The organism is Gracilibacillus dipsosauri, from assembly GCF_003176895.1.
GTDB classification, from domain to species: domain Bacteria; phylum Bacillota; class Bacilli; order Bacillales; family Amphibacillaceae; genus Gracilibacillus; species Gracilibacillus dipsosauri.
This window is the reverse complement of the sequence record NZ_QGTD01000018.1, coordinates 181450-198194: the sequence shown is the minus strand read 5'-3', so window position 1 is coordinate 198194 and position 16745 is coordinate 181450. Positions and strand designations below refer to the sequence as shown.

Annotated in this window: 18 protein-coding genes; 10 read left to right on the top strand and 8 right to left on the bottom strand. The window is 36.3% G+C overall.

Translation table 11 applies throughout. The features are described from left to right. Positions 1-151 precede the first annotated feature (151 nt). The 3 genes from DLJ74_RS17030 to DLJ74_RS17020 all read right to left on the bottom strand — a co-directional run bounded on the left by DLJ74_RS17030 (position 152) and on the right by DLJ74_RS17020 (position 3955). Entirely contained in the window at positions 152-1765 is a 1614-nt protein-coding gene (locus tag DLJ74_RS17030) for an ABC transporter permease (protein ID WP_109985354.1), read from the bottom strand. 25 nt (positions 1766-1790) lie between these two features. Next, positions 1791-2672 (bottom strand): ABC transporter ATP-binding protein, encoded by an 882-nt coding sequence (locus DLJ74_RS17025; protein WP_054860325.1) that lies wholly within the window; start codon positions 2670-2672, stop codon positions 1791-1793. Between the two features lie 599 nt (positions 2673-3271). Beyond that, the gene (locus DLJ74_RS17020; protein ID WP_245902374.1) at positions 3272-3955 is read right to left on the bottom strand and encodes a TetR/AcrR family transcriptional regulator; all 684 of its coding nucleotides are present in this window, start codon (positions 3953-3955) and stop codon (positions 3272-3274) included. Positions 3956-4211: 256 nt separating this feature from the next. Here DLJ74_RS17020 and DLJ74_RS17015 point away from each other — a divergent pair, with 256 nt between their 5' ends. Beyond that, a complete protein-coding gene (locus DLJ74_RS17015; protein WP_245902373.1) occupies positions 4212-4502 on the top strand; it encodes a hypothetical protein in 291 nt (96 codons plus the stop codon). Between the two features lie 81 nt (positions 4503-4583). Here DLJ74_RS17015 and DLJ74_RS17010 read toward each other — a convergent pair whose 3' ends face one another. Next, positions 4584-5078, bottom strand: a complete 495-nt coding sequence (locus DLJ74_RS17010; RefSeq protein ID WP_109985353.1) for a GbsR/MarR family transcriptional regulator — start codon at positions 5076-5078, stop codon at positions 4584-4586. A gap of 245 nt (positions 5079-5323) precedes the next feature. On the opposite strand from DLJ74_RS17010, the gene DLJ74_RS17005 reads away from it, so the two are divergent. The 3 genes from DLJ74_RS17005 to DLJ74_RS16995 all read left to right on the top strand — a co-directional run bounded on the left by DLJ74_RS17005 (position 5324) and on the right by DLJ74_RS16995 (position 8316). Next, positions 5324-6526 carry a quaternary amine ABC transporter ATP-binding protein gene (locus tag DLJ74_RS17005; protein ID WP_054788933.1) on the top strand — a complete coding sequence of 401 codons (1203 nt, stop codon included), beginning with the start codon at positions 5324-5326 and terminating at the stop codon, positions 6524-6526. After that, the gene (locus tag DLJ74_RS17000; RefSeq protein ID WP_109985352.1) at positions 6519-7355 is read left to right on the top strand and encodes an ABC transporter permease; all 837 of its coding nucleotides are present in this window, start codon (positions 6519-6521) and stop codon (positions 7353-7355) included. The genes DLJ74_RS17005 and DLJ74_RS17000 overlap by 8 nt, the downstream gene beginning before the upstream one ends. Positions 7356-7419: 64 nt before the next feature. Next, positions 7420-8316: a glycine betaine ABC transporter substrate-binding protein gene (locus DLJ74_RS16995; protein WP_054860321.1), complete on the top strand. Its 897-nt coding sequence runs from the start codon at positions 7420-7422 to the stop codon at positions 8314-8316. Positions 8317-8366: 50 nt separating this feature from the next. On the opposite strand, the gene DLJ74_RS16990 is transcribed toward DLJ74_RS16995, so the two are convergent. Both DLJ74_RS16990 and DLJ74_RS16985 read right to left on the bottom strand, forming a co-directional pair. Beyond that, positions 8367-8660 (bottom strand): hypothetical protein, encoded by a 294-nt coding sequence (locus tag DLJ74_RS16990; RefSeq protein WP_109985351.1) that lies wholly within the window; start codon positions 8658-8660, stop codon positions 8367-8369. Continuing rightward, positions 8660-9160, bottom strand: a complete 501-nt coding sequence (locus tag DLJ74_RS16985; protein ID WP_109985350.1) for a sigma-70 family RNA polymerase sigma factor — start codon at positions 9158-9160, stop codon at positions 8660-8662. The genes DLJ74_RS16990 and DLJ74_RS16985 overlap by 1 nt, the downstream gene beginning before the upstream one ends. A 262-nt stretch (positions 9161-9422) precedes the next feature. On the opposite strand from DLJ74_RS16985, the gene DLJ74_RS16980 reads away from it, so the two are divergent. Then, a complete protein-coding gene (locus tag DLJ74_RS16980) occupies positions 9423-9746 on the top strand; it encodes an ArsR/SmtB family transcription factor (RefSeq protein ID WP_054860319.1) in 324 nt (107 codons plus the stop codon). A gap of 53 nt (positions 9747-9799) precedes the next feature. Continuing rightward, a complete protein-coding gene (locus DLJ74_RS16975) occupies positions 9800-10222 on the top strand; it encodes an SRPBCC family protein (RefSeq protein WP_109985349.1) in 423 nt (140 codons plus the stop codon). A gap of 102 nt (positions 10223-10324) precedes the next feature. On the opposite strand, the gene nhaC is transcribed toward DLJ74_RS16975, so the two are convergent. Beyond that, positions 10325-11761 carry a Na+/H+ antiporter NhaC gene (gene nhaC, locus DLJ74_RS16970; RefSeq protein WP_109985348.1) on the bottom strand — a complete coding sequence of 479 codons (1437 nt, stop codon included), beginning with the start codon at positions 11759-11761 and terminating at the stop codon, positions 10325-10327. A 29-nt stretch (positions 11762-11790) separates the two neighbouring features. After that, entirely contained in the window at positions 11791-12969 is a 1179-nt protein-coding gene (locus tag DLJ74_RS16965) for a trans-sulfuration enzyme family protein (protein ID WP_219987236.1), read from the bottom strand. 146 nt (positions 12970-13115) lie between these two features. Here DLJ74_RS16965 and DLJ74_RS16960 point away from each other — a divergent pair, with 146 nt between their 5' ends. The 4 genes from DLJ74_RS16960 to DLJ74_RS16945 all read left to right on the top strand — a co-directional run bounded on the left by DLJ74_RS16960 (position 13116) and on the right by DLJ74_RS16945 (position 16721). Then, entirely contained in the window at positions 13116-13799 is a 684-nt protein-coding gene (locus DLJ74_RS16960; RefSeq protein ID WP_054860317.1) for a FadR/GntR family transcriptional regulator, read from the top strand. A 132-nt stretch (positions 13800-13931) separates the two neighbouring features. Beyond that, the gene (locus DLJ74_RS16955) at positions 13932-14705 is read left to right on the top strand and encodes a metal-binding protein ZinT (RefSeq protein ID WP_425454598.1); all 774 of its coding nucleotides are present in this window, start codon (positions 13932-13934) and stop codon (positions 14703-14705) included. Between the two features lie 119 nt (positions 14706-14824). Then, positions 14825-15634, top strand: coding sequence for an endonuclease/exonuclease/phosphatase family protein (locus tag DLJ74_RS16950; RefSeq protein ID WP_109985345.1), 810 nt, complete (start codon positions 14825-14827; stop codon positions 15632-15634). A 385-nt stretch (positions 15635-16019) separates the two neighbouring features. Then, on the top strand, positions 16020-16721 hold the full coding sequence (locus DLJ74_RS16945; RefSeq protein WP_109985344.1) for a response regulator transcription factor: 702 nt from the start codon (positions 16020-16022) through the stop codon (positions 16719-16721). The last annotated feature ends 24 nt before the right edge of the window (positions 16722-16745 follow it).

Genomic DNA, 16745 nt, shown 5'->3' with positions numbered 1-16745 from the left:
TGATTATAAGATGACTCCCAAATAAGCTAATAAAGCCGCATTCTTTCGTTGAAAAATGCAGCATTTAAAAAAGTTCTTAACATCAGCACTTCATACTTATAGGTCCAAGCTTTTAGGTCATTGACTAATTTCAAATACTTCTAGATCAATATTAAGCTCCTTCATTCATATCCCGTCTATTATAACCAAGGTAGCCTATTACCATCAGCGAAATACTTATCACAGTTATAGTAATAAAAATTGGTGCATCAAATTCTTCCATTGGCATTTGTGGAATCCAGCTTTGAATGGCTGTTTTCGAAAACCATTCTGGTAAATCTAAAATACCACCAAAGTAGTTAAGCAAAAAGGAGTAGGCGAGGTAAACATAAACCACTTTTCCTAGCTTCGGTGCCCAACCAAGTGCTAAAGCTGCAAGACTTGTAAAAAATAATACGGATGGTAAAAAGTTGTAGCCAGCAGCCAGAAAATCAAATATATCCATCGACCTACTATCCCCCATGACTGAGATAGCTGTCCCACCGAGTCCTACTGCAGCTAATAATACTCCTATTACACCCGCAAAGGTCGCTAAAATAATACTGGTCCAATACAATTGGCTGCGAGACACTTTTGTTGCATAAAGCTGACTTAAATGCAAGCTTCTTTCTTCAGAAAACAATTTATTGACAATGGCAATTGGTAAAATCGAAACCAAACCAATCATTACCATCATAATCGTGCTAGTAAATGATTCTTCAATGGAAACGCCTGATTGAGTAAACATCTGTTGCATCATTTCGTTACTTTCCAAGAAGGTCTGCATGTCTCCATATATCGAACCATAAGCTGCCCCCATAATAACAAAAGCAATCAACCAACCAATTATTACGCCTTTATTAATCTTGATAAGTAAACCACGGACAGACAACAAGGATTTTTTGGCGCTTTCTCGACCTTCTCTTTCTGGAAGATAACCAGCTCCCATATCACGAGCCTCTTCAAGGGCGAAAGCAATAATCACAACAATTACACTAAAAATTGTTGCAAGGATAAGTAGAAACCAGTTATTTTCCGTAAAGGGATAAGTTAAATATGTCCAACCAAGGGGATTGATCATGGATAAGTCAACGTTAGATACATCTGTTCCCGCACGAACAATATAAAGTAATCCTATAATTCCAAGTGCTGAACCTGTTGCCCCAGATGAAGTTGACATAATTTGTGCCATAAACAGAGCAATTCCAGCACCAATAATACCAGACATTCCGACTGATGCACCAAATAAAAAGGAACCTTCAGCAGAAATGGTATCGGTACCGAAACTCATCATAATCCCAGCAATAAAAAGTGCTAATAAGACATTAATGAAAACTATCTCTATAGTTGCAGCAAGAGAGTTTGCTTGACGACCTATTTGAAATGACCGCACAAGCTCCATAAGACCAAGATCTTCTTCTTTACGTGTGTGACCTACCATGTGTAAAACAGCTATTACCATCGCAAATAAACCACAGAACAGTAACATTTCTTGCGCATACATTGCTCCTAAAGTATAATCACTTGCAGTATCTACTGGAGTTGTGCCCACCATAGATATCATAGCAGGATTTTGCATAGTTTCATACATTCCGAGCAAACCATTCCCTTTTGCTATTTCTTCAAAAGCTGGAACATAAGCAGCTGAAAACAAGCCAAGTCCTAAAACCCACACAATAATTTTTTTCCAATCTCGTTTAAGATATTGTAGAAACAGTATATCCCAACGAGCGAATTTTTCCTTCATCGTATTCCATCCTCCTTTCTGGCACTTAACCTTCATAATGACGCATAAACAAATCTTCAAGAGTTGGCGGTATAGATTCAAATTTTCTGACACCTAATTTGCTTGCTTCCATTAAAATATCGTTGAGATATTGATTATCCGCAGAGAAGGTTGCTTGATTATCCTTTTGTTTGAAATCAAAAACTCCATTTACGGTGGCCATTTTAGCTACATCACCTTCTGTTGCTATAGTTACAGTAGAACGGGTTAAGTGACGCAATTCATCAAGAGTACCAGTTTCCACAATTTCACCTTGGCGAATGATGACAACCTTATCTGCTAAACGTTCTACCTCACTCAATATGTGAGAGGATAGCAGGATCGCTTTACCTGATTTTTTGATTTTTTCTACTTCTTCTTGGAAGACAGCCTCCATCAAAGGGTCAAGACCAGAGGTTGGTTCATCAAATATATATAAATCCGAATCAACAGATAATGCCGCAATCAAACCAACCTTTTGACGATTTCCTTTCGAATATCCTTTGGCTTTTTTCTTAGGATCCAATTCAAAGCGTCTAATTAAATAATCGCGTTTTTGCTTATCTCCCCCACCATGCAATTTAATAAACAAATCAATAATTTCACCACCTGTTAGACTTCCCCACAGAGAGACATCCCCAGGGACATAAGAAATACGCTTATGAATTTCAAGACTGTCTTTCCAAACGTCCTTACCGAATATTTCCACATTGCCAGCATCTCGCTTGATAATTCCCAATAAAGTACGGATAGTTGTCGATTTACCAGCACCATTTGGACCAATAAAACCAACAACTTCTCCAGCATCTACCGTGAAGGTCACGTCACTTAATGCTTGAAACTTACCAAATTTTTTTTGCAAACCTTGCACCTCTATAATTTTTGTCACGACACTGCCACTCCTTCTTTTTGAAAAATTTGATAGCACACTTTTATATTTAACATAAATTAGCTGAGATAAGAATAAGTGCGAAATGAAGGGCATGAGAGTTCATCTTGGCGCTTTGGGGCCGGGGTTTAAGTACCAAATGAGACTCATTATTTTTATTTTCGGTACTTAGGCGAGGTTTAAGTGCCAATTGAGACTCATTATTTTTATTTTTGGTACTTAGGCGAGGTTTAAGTACCAAATGAGACTCATTATTTTTATTTTTGGTTGAGACTCATTATTTTTATTTTTGGTACTTAGGCGAGGTTTAAGTACCAAATGAGACTCATTATTTTTATTTTTGGTACTTAGGCGAGGTTTAAGTACCAAATGAGACTCATTATTTTTATTTTTGGTACTTAGGCGAGGTTTAAGTACCAAATGAGACTCATTATTTTTACACTTCCCCTTCTCTTAGATCCTAACAGTTAAGCCCGTTTTTATCTGTTCATATGATTAGTAACACGAAAAGAGTGTTTGTTACAAGAGAAGTTTAAAATTCTAGATAAAAACTCCTTCTTCGTTAAATATCTTACTTCTTATGCACTGATATTTAATCCTTATTTATAAAAGCTGTACTTCAGTATTTCAGAATAATTCTTCCATGCTTTGAGATATTGCTCTCCAAATTCACCAATGTTTTCAAAGGAATCTATTTGTTGGAGCGCTTTCTCTACAAATCCAAACATCGTCCAATTCAAGATTTCCATCGCCTTTTCAATATCAATCCCTTCCCGGAATTTAGAGTAATCAATATCTTTATATATTTTCTCCTTGCCCTCGTCATAGATTGGATCAACTTTTTGCTTAATAATATCCTTTACCTCAGCCGATTCTTCTTGAATGGAAGAGGCCAGGAAATCAAATACATGTGGGAACTTTTGTTGGATATGAAATTTCTGTAATCCAATATTTTGGATTCTTTTAAAAAGATCTGTTTCATTATAGTCAATCTGTTCATAAATCTTTTCGATAACTTGAATACTGTGGTCGATTAAATAATAATAAAGATCCTTCTTGCTATTAAAATAGTTAAATAATGAACCTTTAGAGATGTTCGCCTCTTTGACAATTTCATTTGTAGATGCTTTTTCAAAACCACTTTTTACAAATTCTTTTATTGCAGCATTGATAATATGCTGTTGTTTTTCTGATTTTAGACTGTTAAATTTGGAATTGATAGTGATTACCTCTTTTCTGCTACGACTACATTGACCAATGTGGTCATTTCTAATATAACACAAATGACCACATTGGTCAATACGAATCAAAGATGAGGAAGAGACAGGTATGGTTGTTGATTAAATATCCTCCCTAAAATTATATGTTATGATAAAAAGTGGAATCGATTCTGTAAAAAAGTGTAAACAAAACGGATTTCCTTCGTGCAAATCGTATAAAAGTATAAAAAATTAGTAATTCCTCTGAATAAGTACACCGTGCATTTTCTTAAAGAAAGGAATTTGGGTGTTAAAAAAACATTAGAAAGGTGGTTCAAAATTGAAAACCAATAATCATTTTTCAAACATGGGGATTACACTGTTCAAACCAACAGGTGTAACACATGCTTTTCCTCTAATTGATTTACAAAATAAACGCGTAACCGGAACTGTTACATACAAAGGGAAGGTCTATATGACGGTTCATATCGATTTAAAAAAGGATACAGTGGAAATCAAAGGTAGTGTTGACGAATTACAAAATATTTCAATGGATCAAGAATCTTACTTAGACATGTTTAAGAGTCAGGCCGAATATTTTATCGAAAATAATATATCTGATCCACAGTAGTCTATTGATCAAATAAGAAAACCGTCACCTCACAGTAACGGTTTTCTTGTTGCTATTGCCAGAAGGCTCCACCATAAAATTTCACAAAAAATCATTCTTCTTAATTTTCGAAAAAACGGTCTCCAACGATCGATGAAACGAAATGGCCTCCTCGATTTTGTGCTCAAGTAATTTCTTCTCATCATTTGGACAATTCCCCATAGTATCTTGAATATCCGCTAAATTATCAATTTGTAGATTAAGAGAATCCAGCCAGCGATTGACGTACGTTTTCATAAATTTTTTATATAAATCTTGACGAGCCTCATATAAATCTTGACGAACTCCCTTCTGAAAAACACGTTCGACTAAATTGAACTCCAATAATCTTCTAATCGAGTAACTCATTGCAGTCTTACTCTTCCCTAACGCGTCCCTCATCTCATTTAGAGTCATGGGTGCTCCATTTAGATATAAGGTGACGAATAATTGCGCCTCTGTTTTATTTAAAGAAAACATCTCTAATGTTTTGGAAAATTCAGAAATAATCTGATTATTAATTTTTTCAAGCTCTAATCGCTCATTTTCATTTGTCATAAGTGAAAGTAATCCTCCTTAAATTCTCCTACTATCTAATTTACACTACATAGCTTCAAAATCAATGGGAACATTAAAACTATCGTATAGGATCAAAATAAAGTTTGTAAAGTTTTAACTTTACAAACAAAACATTCTGAAAAATCTAATCATATCACTTGAAATGTTTCGACAAAATCTGTAGCATTATAAAAGTGAGTATAATTTCCTAGAAAAAATCGAAGAAAATGAGGAGATATAAATTCATGTCTTTAATTAAGGTTACAAACTTATCGAAGATCTTTGGTAAGAAAACAAAAAGTGCTCTCTCCTTACTCAGAGAGGGACACTCAAAAGAAGAAATCTTGAAGAAAACTGGCTGTACAGTCGGTGTCAATCAAGCAAGCTTCGAGGTAGAAGAAGGAGAAGTCTTTGTGATCATGGGACTTTCTGGTAGTGGGAAATCCACCCTCGTTCGCTTGATGAATCGTTTGATTGAGCCTACAGAAGGCGATGTCGAAATCAGCGGGGAAAATCTTGCCAAAGTTGGTAAAGATGCTCTACGCAAAGTCCGACGCAAAAAAATTAGTATGGTATTCCAAAAATTTGGTCTCTTTCCATTCCGTACGGTTTTAGATAATGCTGCATTCGGTCTTGAAATTCAAGGCATCGGTAAGGAAGAACGAACAAAGAAAGCACAGGAAGCATTAGAATTAGTAGGATTAGGAAATTTTATTCACCAATATCCGGATCAATTATCAGGTGGTATGCAGCAGCGTGTTGGTTTAGCGCGTGCACTTGCTAACGATCCAGAGGTCCTGTTAATGGACGAAGCCTTTTCCGCGTTAGACCCATTAATTCGTAAAGAAATGCAAGACGAACTCTTAGACCTTCAGCAAAAAATGAAGAAAACCATCATTTTTATTACCCACGATTTAGATGAAGCATTAAGAATTGGCGATCGAATCGCTCTTATGAAGGATGGTGCCATTGTTCAAATCGGTACTCCTGAAGAAATTCTCGTAAACCCAGCGAATGATTATGTGGAGCGCTTTGTGGAAGATGTAGACCGTTCGAAGATTTTAACGGCAAGCCATATTATGAAGCGTCCAGAAACGGTAGATATTGAAAAACACGGTCCAAGGGTTGCCCTAGAACGGATACGTGAGCAAGGATTATCCAGTATTTACGTTGTAGATCGCTCTAGAAAATTAAGAGGATATGTAACAGCGGATGATGTCAAGCAAGCTCGCGAAAACGGTGAGAAAGACTTACAAGGCATTCTTCGTACAGATATGCGAACAGCAGAACTAGAATCACCAATTCATGAAATATTTGAAATTATTCATGATGCACCAGTGCCAGTTGCTGTTGTAGAAGATGGAAAATTAAAAGGAATTATTGTAAGAGGTGCTGTTATCGCGGCATTAGCGAATGGAAATGGAAGTGAGGTGCTAGAGAATGCTTGATTTCGTACCTGAGATTCCAGTAGCTGATTGGATTACTTTATTTGTAGAATGGGTGCAAAATACATTTGAATTTATATTCGACCCAATTAAAGAAGATTTTGGTGAATTCATTGAATGGACATCCGCTTCATTAAGCACTATTCCACCAATTGTAGTGATTTTAATTGTGGCCATACTCGCCTTCTTTATTACAGGGAAGAAGTTTGGCTTAGCTGTTTTTTCTATCGTTGGACTTTGGTTCATTTACAACCAAGGCTTGTGGGAGCATTTGATGTATACATTTTCTCTTGTATTATTTGCAAGTATTATATCGGTCATTATCGGAATTCCTACTGGTATTTGGATGTCTAAAAGTAAATGGGCACAAACCATTATTACACCAATCTTAGACTTTATGCAGACAATGCCTGCATTCGTCTACCTTATTCCGGCAATTTTATTCTTTGGGATAGGAATGGTGCCAGGTGTTTTTGCTTCTGTAGTCTTCGCAACACCACCTGTTGTCCGGTTTACGAACCTTGGTATTCGTCAAGTGTCACAGGAACTCGTGGAAGCTGCGGATGCATTTGGTACAACTGGATCACAGAAACTATTTAAGGTTGAACTGCCAATGGCACGAAAAACGATCATGGCTGGGGTAAACCAAACCATTATGCTTTCATTATCCATGGTTGTTATCGCATCAATGATCGGTGCACCTGGTCTTGGAAATGATGTTTTAACTGCCCTACAACGCTCACAGGAAGGCCCTGGTTTTGTTGCAGGTTTAGGTATTGTTATTCTAGCAATTATTATTGACCGAATTTCTCAAAATTTAAACAAAGGCTAAAAACTTTCCCGGTTTCCTCCGGGAAGTTTCAATAAAATTTATAAAAAAGGGGAGATCATTTAGTATGTTTAAAACACGTAAAACTTTTGGATTGATGGCTGTACTAATATCTTTAGCATTAGTCCTTGCTGCATGTGGTGGCAATGATAATGGCGATGCTTCAGGTGAAGACACTGTTGGTCAAGGCAAAGAAATCGAACTAGTCTATGTTAACTGGGATACAGAAATTGCATCTACTCACGTGATTGGTCAGGTTTTAGAAAATTTAGGCTATGATGTTAAATTAACTTCTCTAGAAAATGCGGCAATGTGGGAAGCTGTAGCAAATGGGGAAGCTGATGGTATGGTAGCAGCTTGGTTACCATTGACACATGCATCACAATATGAAGAGTTTGGCGATAAAGTAGTGCAATTAGGACCAAATCTAGAAGGAGCAAAAACTGGACTCGTTGTACCTTCTTATATGGATGTTAATTCTATTGCCGACTTAAAAGATCAAGCAGAAAAAACGATTACTGGTATTGAACCAGGTGCTGGTGTAACTGCAGCAACAGAAAAGGCAATTAAAGAATATGACAACCTTAGTGACTGGACATTACAAACTTCTTCTAGTGGCGCCATGACTACTGCACTTGGTGATGCGATTGATAATGAAGAAGAGATTGTAATTACAGGCTGGTCTCCACACTGGATGTTCTCAGAATATGATCTTAAATATTTAGAGGATCCAAATGGTGGATTTGGTGAAGCGGAAACGATTGAAACAATGGTTCGCGAAGGGCTTGAAGAAGACCTGCCAAATGCCTACAAAGTACTTGATCAGTTCGAATGGACACAAGATGACATGAACTCCGTAATGGTTGAAATCATTGTAAACGGAGAAGATCCAAAGGATGCTGCTGAAGCTTGGGTAGAAGAAAACCAAGATAAAGTAGATAAATGGACAGAGGGCGTAGAATAATATAGGAAAAACTGCTTCCATTAGGTAGATACCCTTTTGGAAGCAGTTTTTTATTTCTTATACAGGATTTTGTCCACTATCCAATAGAGAGAGAGGAAGGCAATACTTGAAAACAATGGGATTGTCACTAGACCCATACCAAATTCCTTTCTACGAATTTCCCCATCCGAAACATCCCCTACCAGATAATGTCCTTTCAAATAGAAGATCCCCCTCCCCACTCTTTCACCAATACCAAGCTTAAGATAAAAGAACGTATAAATCGCAATGGATAAAAGAGTAAAAATAAAAAAACTTGCGAAAATAACTAAATAGGTAGGGAATTTTTGAACTTTTCTCTGCATTACAAAGCATATCCCTCCTCTGTTAAAAGCATTCGAAGCTTTGCTCTCGCTCGCTTGCCACAATTTTTTACTGCTCCGTATGTCTCGGCTTCCTTCTGTGCAAATTCTTTTAATGGATATCCATGTAACAAACAATGCTCGAACCATTTCCATTGTTTCATCGTTAAAGCATTCTGAATTTTATGAAGTAACTGTGGGTCTAGTTCGTGGGCTAAATCCTCTACCATTAAATCTTCTATACGAACAGTGTTTAGCCATTTTTCATGCTTTTCCTGTACGCGTCTGTTGTGATCGATTAAGTGCAATAACTCCCTCCTAACACATAGATAAGCATAGCTCGAAAACTTGGATTTGCTACTATCATATTCCCGCCAGGCCTGCCATAGTGCGATTAACCCCAATTGATAAAACTCCCCGTCTTCATCTCGAATCCCATATTTATGAATTAAATGAAAAATAATGCGTTCATGATGCTTCAATACCTTATCGAAATCTTCCATTATTCAAAGCCCCATATGTAAAGGCGCCCTTACTTGTATTCCGCGGTAAGACAAGCATAACGTTGCTTAGATTGAGCTTCATCTTCCCTTATTTAGCTGAAAAGTAGAGAAAATGCGATTTTCATGCTTGAATTTTTATAAATTACCTAACAAAAACATCATTTCTACTACCCAATTACAAATTCACCACAAATATTTTTTACAATAAAAGGTTATACTAATATCCCTTTACAGTTATATAACTGTATGGTAATATAAACTCATGAAAACAACTAGGAGTATTTTTGATATCATTTCAGAACCTAACCGCCGATTGATATTAGATTTGTTAAGAAAAAAAGCAAATTCAGTGAATGAGCTAGTTCAATTAACAGGAATGAGCCAACCAGGAGTTTCCAAACATCTTCGTATATTGAAAGAAGCAGGATTAGTAGAGGTACAGAGCGAGGCTCAAAAACGTGTTTATTATTTATGTCCTCTTCCCTTATCTGAGGTGGATAAATGGTTAGAGCCTTATCGAAATTTTTGGAAGGACAATCTTGCTTCATTGGATGAATTTCTTGAAAAGGAGGAAGCAGAAGATTAATTTATCGAATGGCACGAATTAAACCCAAATAATTATAATAGGAGTTGATTAGTATGACAAAATCAAAGGCAGTTGTTACCTACCAATTTAACGCTTTACCAGAAAAAGTTTATGATGCATGGATAAATCCTGAAAAAATAAAGAAGTGGATGTTCCCTAATGGAAATATAGTAAGGTGTGAAAACAATCCTAAAGTAGGAGGTTATTTCATTTTTGTAGACAGACGAGAAGGTGATGATATTGAGCATATTGGGCAATATTTAGAACTGGATAAACCAAATCTAATTAAATTCACGTGGGCAACAGTGGATGACCTGCCTGATATAGATATGGTTACTGTGGAAATTCAACCATCAAAAAGCGGTGCCATTGCTACGTTAACACATGAAATAGATCCTAATTGGGCACAATATATCCCTCAAACAGAAAATGCTTGGAATGAAATGCTGAAAGCAATGGAAGAAGTATTGAACTAAGCGAGGAGATATTCTAAAAGATCAAATCACCTATGTATGGTTAATTCAACCATACATAGGTGAGCCTTAATATGTGCTACAATCCACTAGCTTTTCCTCACGTTAACGATTGTCATCTCCAACTGGCCCCTCCAATTTACGAACTCCAAAACCTCCTGTAATCGGTGCCAAAAATCCATACAGTGCTGAAAATACAAAGCCTCCAAGATTAAAAATCGCCCAAGGTAAAAATTCAAAATTGTCAACTCCTAAAGTGGTTGCCATAAATACCCCCGAAACAGTCCAAGGCATTAACACTTCGGTAATGGTAATAGAGTCCTCCATATTACGAGACAAATTGACTGGGTGCAAATTATTTTTCTTGTATACCCTTCCATAGATATCCTGAATTAAGAAATAAGATACTAAGGCGTTGGAAGTACAGTTAATTACAGCGAAACCTGTTACAAGTGCTGAAAATGTTATACTTCCGACTGTTTTTAAATGCTTAATAATACTCTCTAGGATTGTATTTAATGCCTGTGATACTTCTAATGCCGATGCGAAGAAAAACGCTACAAAGACAAAGAATGTGGCATTATACATCGAATATAGTCCACCTCGATTTAACAACTCTTGTAAATCATCGCCGATGTCGACTCCTACCAGCATATCCACATTAAATCCAGATACGGCAGAAGCGAATAAATTAGCTAATGACGCACCTTGGAATAAAATTGCTATAATCATGGCAGTAACAGATGAAGTAAATAGCACAATAAGTGGTGGTTTTTTCATTAAGGATCCCACAATGACCACCACAGCAGGTATTAATAGCCAGAGATTCAACTGAAATAACTGATCAAGATTTGCAACCATTTCTTGAATATTCGATAATTGGGCAGAATCGGTTTCAATCCCTAAACCAACTATGGAAAAGATGATAATAGCAAGTATAGAGGATGGAATGGCTGTATAAAGCATGTGTTTTATGTGCTCATATAAATTGGAACCAGCGGCAATCGAACTCATATTGGTCGTATCCGATAAAGGAGATAACTTATCACCAAAATAAGCACCAGATACGACAGCTCCAGCTGTTATCGCTAATGATAAATCCATTGTTTGAGCAATACTCATTATTGCTACCCCGATGGTTCCCGCTGCACCCCATGAGGTTCCTACACAGGTTGATACAATCGCAGTAACTAAGAATGCGAGTAAATATAAATAGTTTGGATCAATAATTTTAAGACCATAATATACAAATAAAGGGATCGTTCCGGATATCATCCATGTCCCGATTAGTAACCCAATACAAAACAAGATGAGAATGGCTGGAAGTGCCTTTTTTATTTTGGACCCCATCACCTCTATTATTGTCTCCCACCGATTTCCATGAAATATAGCAAAAATCGCAAAAACTATTCCTGCAAATAATAGCATTAACTCTGCGGGATATTTCATTATTCCAATACCCAAAATAAAAATAGCTAATGAAATAACGATCGGAATTAAAGCCATACCCAAGGAGGGACGTTTCAAATTATCTGTATTCATCGTTTAACTCTCCCTTTCAAGGATTTTTATCATAATTGTTGAAATGCCTTTTCTAAATCATCAATTTGCAATTCAGAGCCTTCCAGCCCAATAGATAAACGAATTAAGCCTGGTGAAATTCCTTGCTCATTTAGTTGTTGTTCATTATTATCTTTTACAGGAGAGTTTACTAAGCTTTCATATCCTCCCCAGCTGACGCCAATTTTAAATAAAGATAAGGCATCAATGAAACGAGAAACACTCAAAAAATTCGCTTCTTTAAGCTCAAAACTCAGCAGTCCTGTGAATCCTTTCATCTGTTTATCTAGATAAGGAGAATCCTTCTTTACTAGGCTGGGGTGATAAATACTTGCAACCTCATCTTTTGTTTGTAAATACTCAATAACATTCAAAGCATTTTCCTGATGTTGCTTCAGACGGATAGGTAATGTACGCAAACCACGATTTATCAGATAGGCGTCATGTGCCCCTAAAACTGCTCCATTCAACTGATACCCATATTGAAAAATTTCGTCCACTAGATCCTGATCACCGATCACTGCTCCACCAATAACATCACTATGACCACCAATATATTTTGTCAAGGAATGGATCGACAAATCAAACCCTAATGTTAACGGTTTCTGAAAAATCGGAGTGGACCATGTGTTATCTATCGCAGTGACGATCCCCTGCTCTTTTGCTATTTTTGTTACTGCCTGCAGATCAACTACTTTCATTAGCATCGTTCCCGGGCTTTCTACATAAATCAATTTAGTATTTTCTTGTATCGCTTCATAAATATTGGTTAATTGGTGATCTACCACACTATATGATATATGGAACTTCGATAAATAATGAATTAACTCGGTTGTAGGACCATAAATATTATTGATTACAACAACATGATCTCCACTTCGCAAAAGTGTATGAAACACCGCACTAATTGCGCCCATCCCTGAGCTAAAGCACTTACATTTTTCTCCTCTCTCTAATGCTGCTAATTTTTGCTCTAGAATTTGTACGGTAGGATTAACCCCTCTTGAATATACATAATTTTCTCTTTCTAGCTTCTGTGCTTCCGTAAACTCTTTAAAGCTCTTGAAGGCAAAAAGACTAGTTTGATAGATAGGAGGAGAAACCGATCCATGATATTGGGAGGGATCATCCCAAAATTGTGTACAAATTTCTTCATCCGTATATTGCATAATTAATCCCTTCTTTCTCATGATGAACTTCATTTCTTTTTCATTCTATCATACTATCAACCTGTATGAAAGGTTATATTATTTTGAAATGTAAGTACACATCTATTATTGGATTAATCGTTGATAATATAATAAACTTAGAGCATAATCATTTCGAGGTGAACCGTATGAAAACGTTAAAGAAGAAACGATTATCAGAAATTGTTGCAGATGAAATAAAGAGATATATTAAAAAAGAAAAACTGAAAGAAGGAGATCGTCTTCCATCTATATCCACACTCATCGAAACCCTGGGGATCGGAAGATCCTCCCTTAGAGAAGCTCTCCAGTTGTTAGAAACACAGGGATATGTTGAAATTTTAAACGGAAAAGGGACTTTCGTAAAAAACAATAAAGCTTTTCATATTCAAACTTCTTTTGATATTGAAAATGAACGGAAATTTTTATTAGATGCTCTAGAAGTTAGAATTGCTTTAGAAGGAAAAGCAGTGGATCTAGCAGCAAAAAAAGCCACACAGGATGATATTAAAAAAATGGAAAGTTATCTAAAAGAATATGTGATGTATATCAACAATAAAGAGCGGGATAAAGCAAACGAGTCTGATTCATTGTTTCATCAAACTATTTATGAAGCTGCTGACAATGATTTATTAACTAGTATTATTGACTCTGTCGGGGATACTTTTAACCAATTTTGGAATGAACCATTTGGGATTGAGGACATATTTGATAAAAGCTATCCCTTTCATGAGGAATTACTTCAAGCAATAAAAGAGCAGAACCCTAATAAAGCATCTGACGCTTTTTTAAAGATTATGGATTCTGTTAAAACATCCATTGAGAATATCTAGTACCCCACTTTTTCAGAAGGCTAAGCCGAATTTGGTTTAGTCTTCTTTTATTTATAACTTTTTCCTTGACGACCGAACCAATATATGGTTATAATTTAAATCGTAATTATTACGATTTGATAAGGAGTGTTTATTTTGGTTTCATTATTAAAAAGATTTGGTTTCATCATGGTTGGTGTGTTAGTAATTTTAGTAGGCTGTCAATCGGAAGACTCGTCCACAGAAGATACTGATGCATCAAGCGAATCTCAAACAGAAACAACGGAAGCAGAACAAGAAACAAAAGATAAGGACGAACATGATCACGATCATGATCACGACCACGACGAGCACGAGCATGAACATCATCATGCACATGACGAAGAAACAGAAGAAATTTACAATGGTTATTTCGAGGATAGTCAAGTTCAAGACCGCACACTTTCTGATTGGGAAGGAGATTGGCAATCAGTCTATCCTTATTTACAGGACGGTACGCTTGACGAGGTATTCACTCACAAAGCAGAGCATGAAGGGGACAAAACAGCGGAAGAATATAAGGCTTATTATGATACAGGATATCAGACAGAAGTGGAACGCATTGTGATTGATGGAGAGATGGTAACCTTTGTTGAGAATGGGGAGGAAAACACAGCCCAATATATCTCAGATGGATATGAGATACTCACCTATGATGCTGGTAATAGAGGAGTTAGATACATATTTAAATTAGCAGAGGAAGCAGAAAACCTCCCACAGTATATCCAATTCAGTGACCATAGCATCTATCCAACGAAAGCTAGCCACTACCACCTTTATTGGGGCGATGATCGCGAAGCTCTATTAGAGGAAGTAACGAATTGGCCAACCTATTACCCCTCTGAAATGGATGGACATGATATTGCGCATGAGATGATGGCACATTGATTTGATACTTTCTTAAAGAATTGTAAATTCTATGAAAAAGGATTGATCGATAGTAAAAAAAAGATTACATTGAATTCAATAGAGATTATTCTCCAGACCACTGAAAGGAGAGATTGATATTGAAAAAAGGTGTTGTATGTTTGCTGTTAAGTATGTTTTTGGTAATTGTTTTTTCCAGCAGTGTAGCTGCTACAGGTAAAGGAAAAGAAGTAAACCTCAAGGTAATGTCATTCAATATCCATCATGGTGAAGGCTTAGATGGAGAATTGGATATTAAGCGTACTGCCAAAGTTATGAAGGATACAGGCGCAGAAATCATTGGCATTCAAGAGGTGGACCGATTTTATGGTGACAGAAGTGATTTTCAAGATCAAGCAAGGAAACTTGCAAATTTATTAGGCTACCATTATGTATTTGGCGCCAATCTAAATCTAGAACCAGAAACCAGCAATAAAAATAGACAATATGGTACTGCCGTTCTCAGCAAGTATCCCATCATCGATTCAGAGAATATTCATTTAAGTAGTTTTGGCAATGAACAACGAGGTCTTCTGCGTACCAAAATTAACGTAAAAGGAATTCACGTCCATTTCTATAACACACATCTAGGTTTAAATGTAGCCGAAAGACTTGCCCAAATAGCAGAAATCAATGAGGTGAAGTCGTCCTTTTCAGGTCCTAGTGTTCTAGTTGGTGATTTAAACGCAGAGCCAGATAGTAAAGAGCTTCAATCATTATTACAAGAAGGTAACTTAGTAGATGTCTTTGCAAATGAGGATGAATCAAACACCTTTCCAGTAATAAACCCAACGAAACGAATTGATTACATCCTCACCTCTCCGTCCGTTTACCACCTGGATAGTCAGGTAATTTATACAGAAGCTTCCGATCATCTACCAATAGTAGCAGATATCGTTATTACGCGTTAGCATAGCTGAGATTTTTGCATGGAGCTAGTTTATTAAACTTGCATCCATGCATTTTTTATCTTGGCTACTTCTCTTGACATATGCATATTGGCCAAGATATATGCTTTTATCTTGGCTATCTCGCTTAGCACAGACAGGATGACCAAGATATCACCTCTTGCCTTGGGCTTTCTCCCTTAGTACTTCGATTATTCCCAACATATATTCATTACTAACCCTCTCTCATTCTAATTAGAATATATTACCACTAAATTTTCAAATTTTTTTCGACATTATTCTTAATAACGAATCGTTTTCTGCCGATAATAACAATATGCTCTTATTTGATTTAAATAATTTCTTTATTATTTATATAGCTCTCTACTGATCACTGGAGGTGATAATTTTGCAAAATGTTGTAATAGTAGAACATAGTACTTTGTTTCGAGAAATGATTTCGAATATGATTAATGATATGGAGAACTTTCACGTTCTCGAAGCTTTTGACAATGAAGCAAAGGCAATACAGTTTCTAGAAATTTCAAATATCCCTTCGTTATGTATTATAGGTACCTATTTATCAAAAGAGGATCGAATTGCCTTTGCTAAGCAATTGAAAGCTATGCAGCCACTTATGAAGGTAGTATTAGTAGCGTCTGATAAAGATGATGATGCGATTGAGGCTTTTCCAAGTACAAATTTAGACGGTTATTTAGTAGCAGATATGGGATTAAGTGATTTTCAATCTATTATTCGTTTGGTTATGGATGGCATGTTTGTTGCACCACAAACAATGATCCAACAGTATGTAAGCAAATTACATTATATAGCTACCCATGAGGATAGAGATCAATTAAAGCATTTACTAATGCTTGAAGATGTAGAATTAAACATAGATATCGAAGAAATCGTGTTACAAAAGTCCATCTTTACAGACAGGGAATTTCAGATTTTCCGTTTGCTTAGAAAAGGCTGGTCTAATAAAATGATTGCAAATGAGATTAATTTAAAAGAAGGTACCGTTAAGAATTATGTTTCTATTATTTATAAGAAACTGGAGATCAAAAATCGAGATGAGCTGATGCAGTTAGAATCGGCGAATGTTTAAAGGTTATTACCATCCATGGTTCAG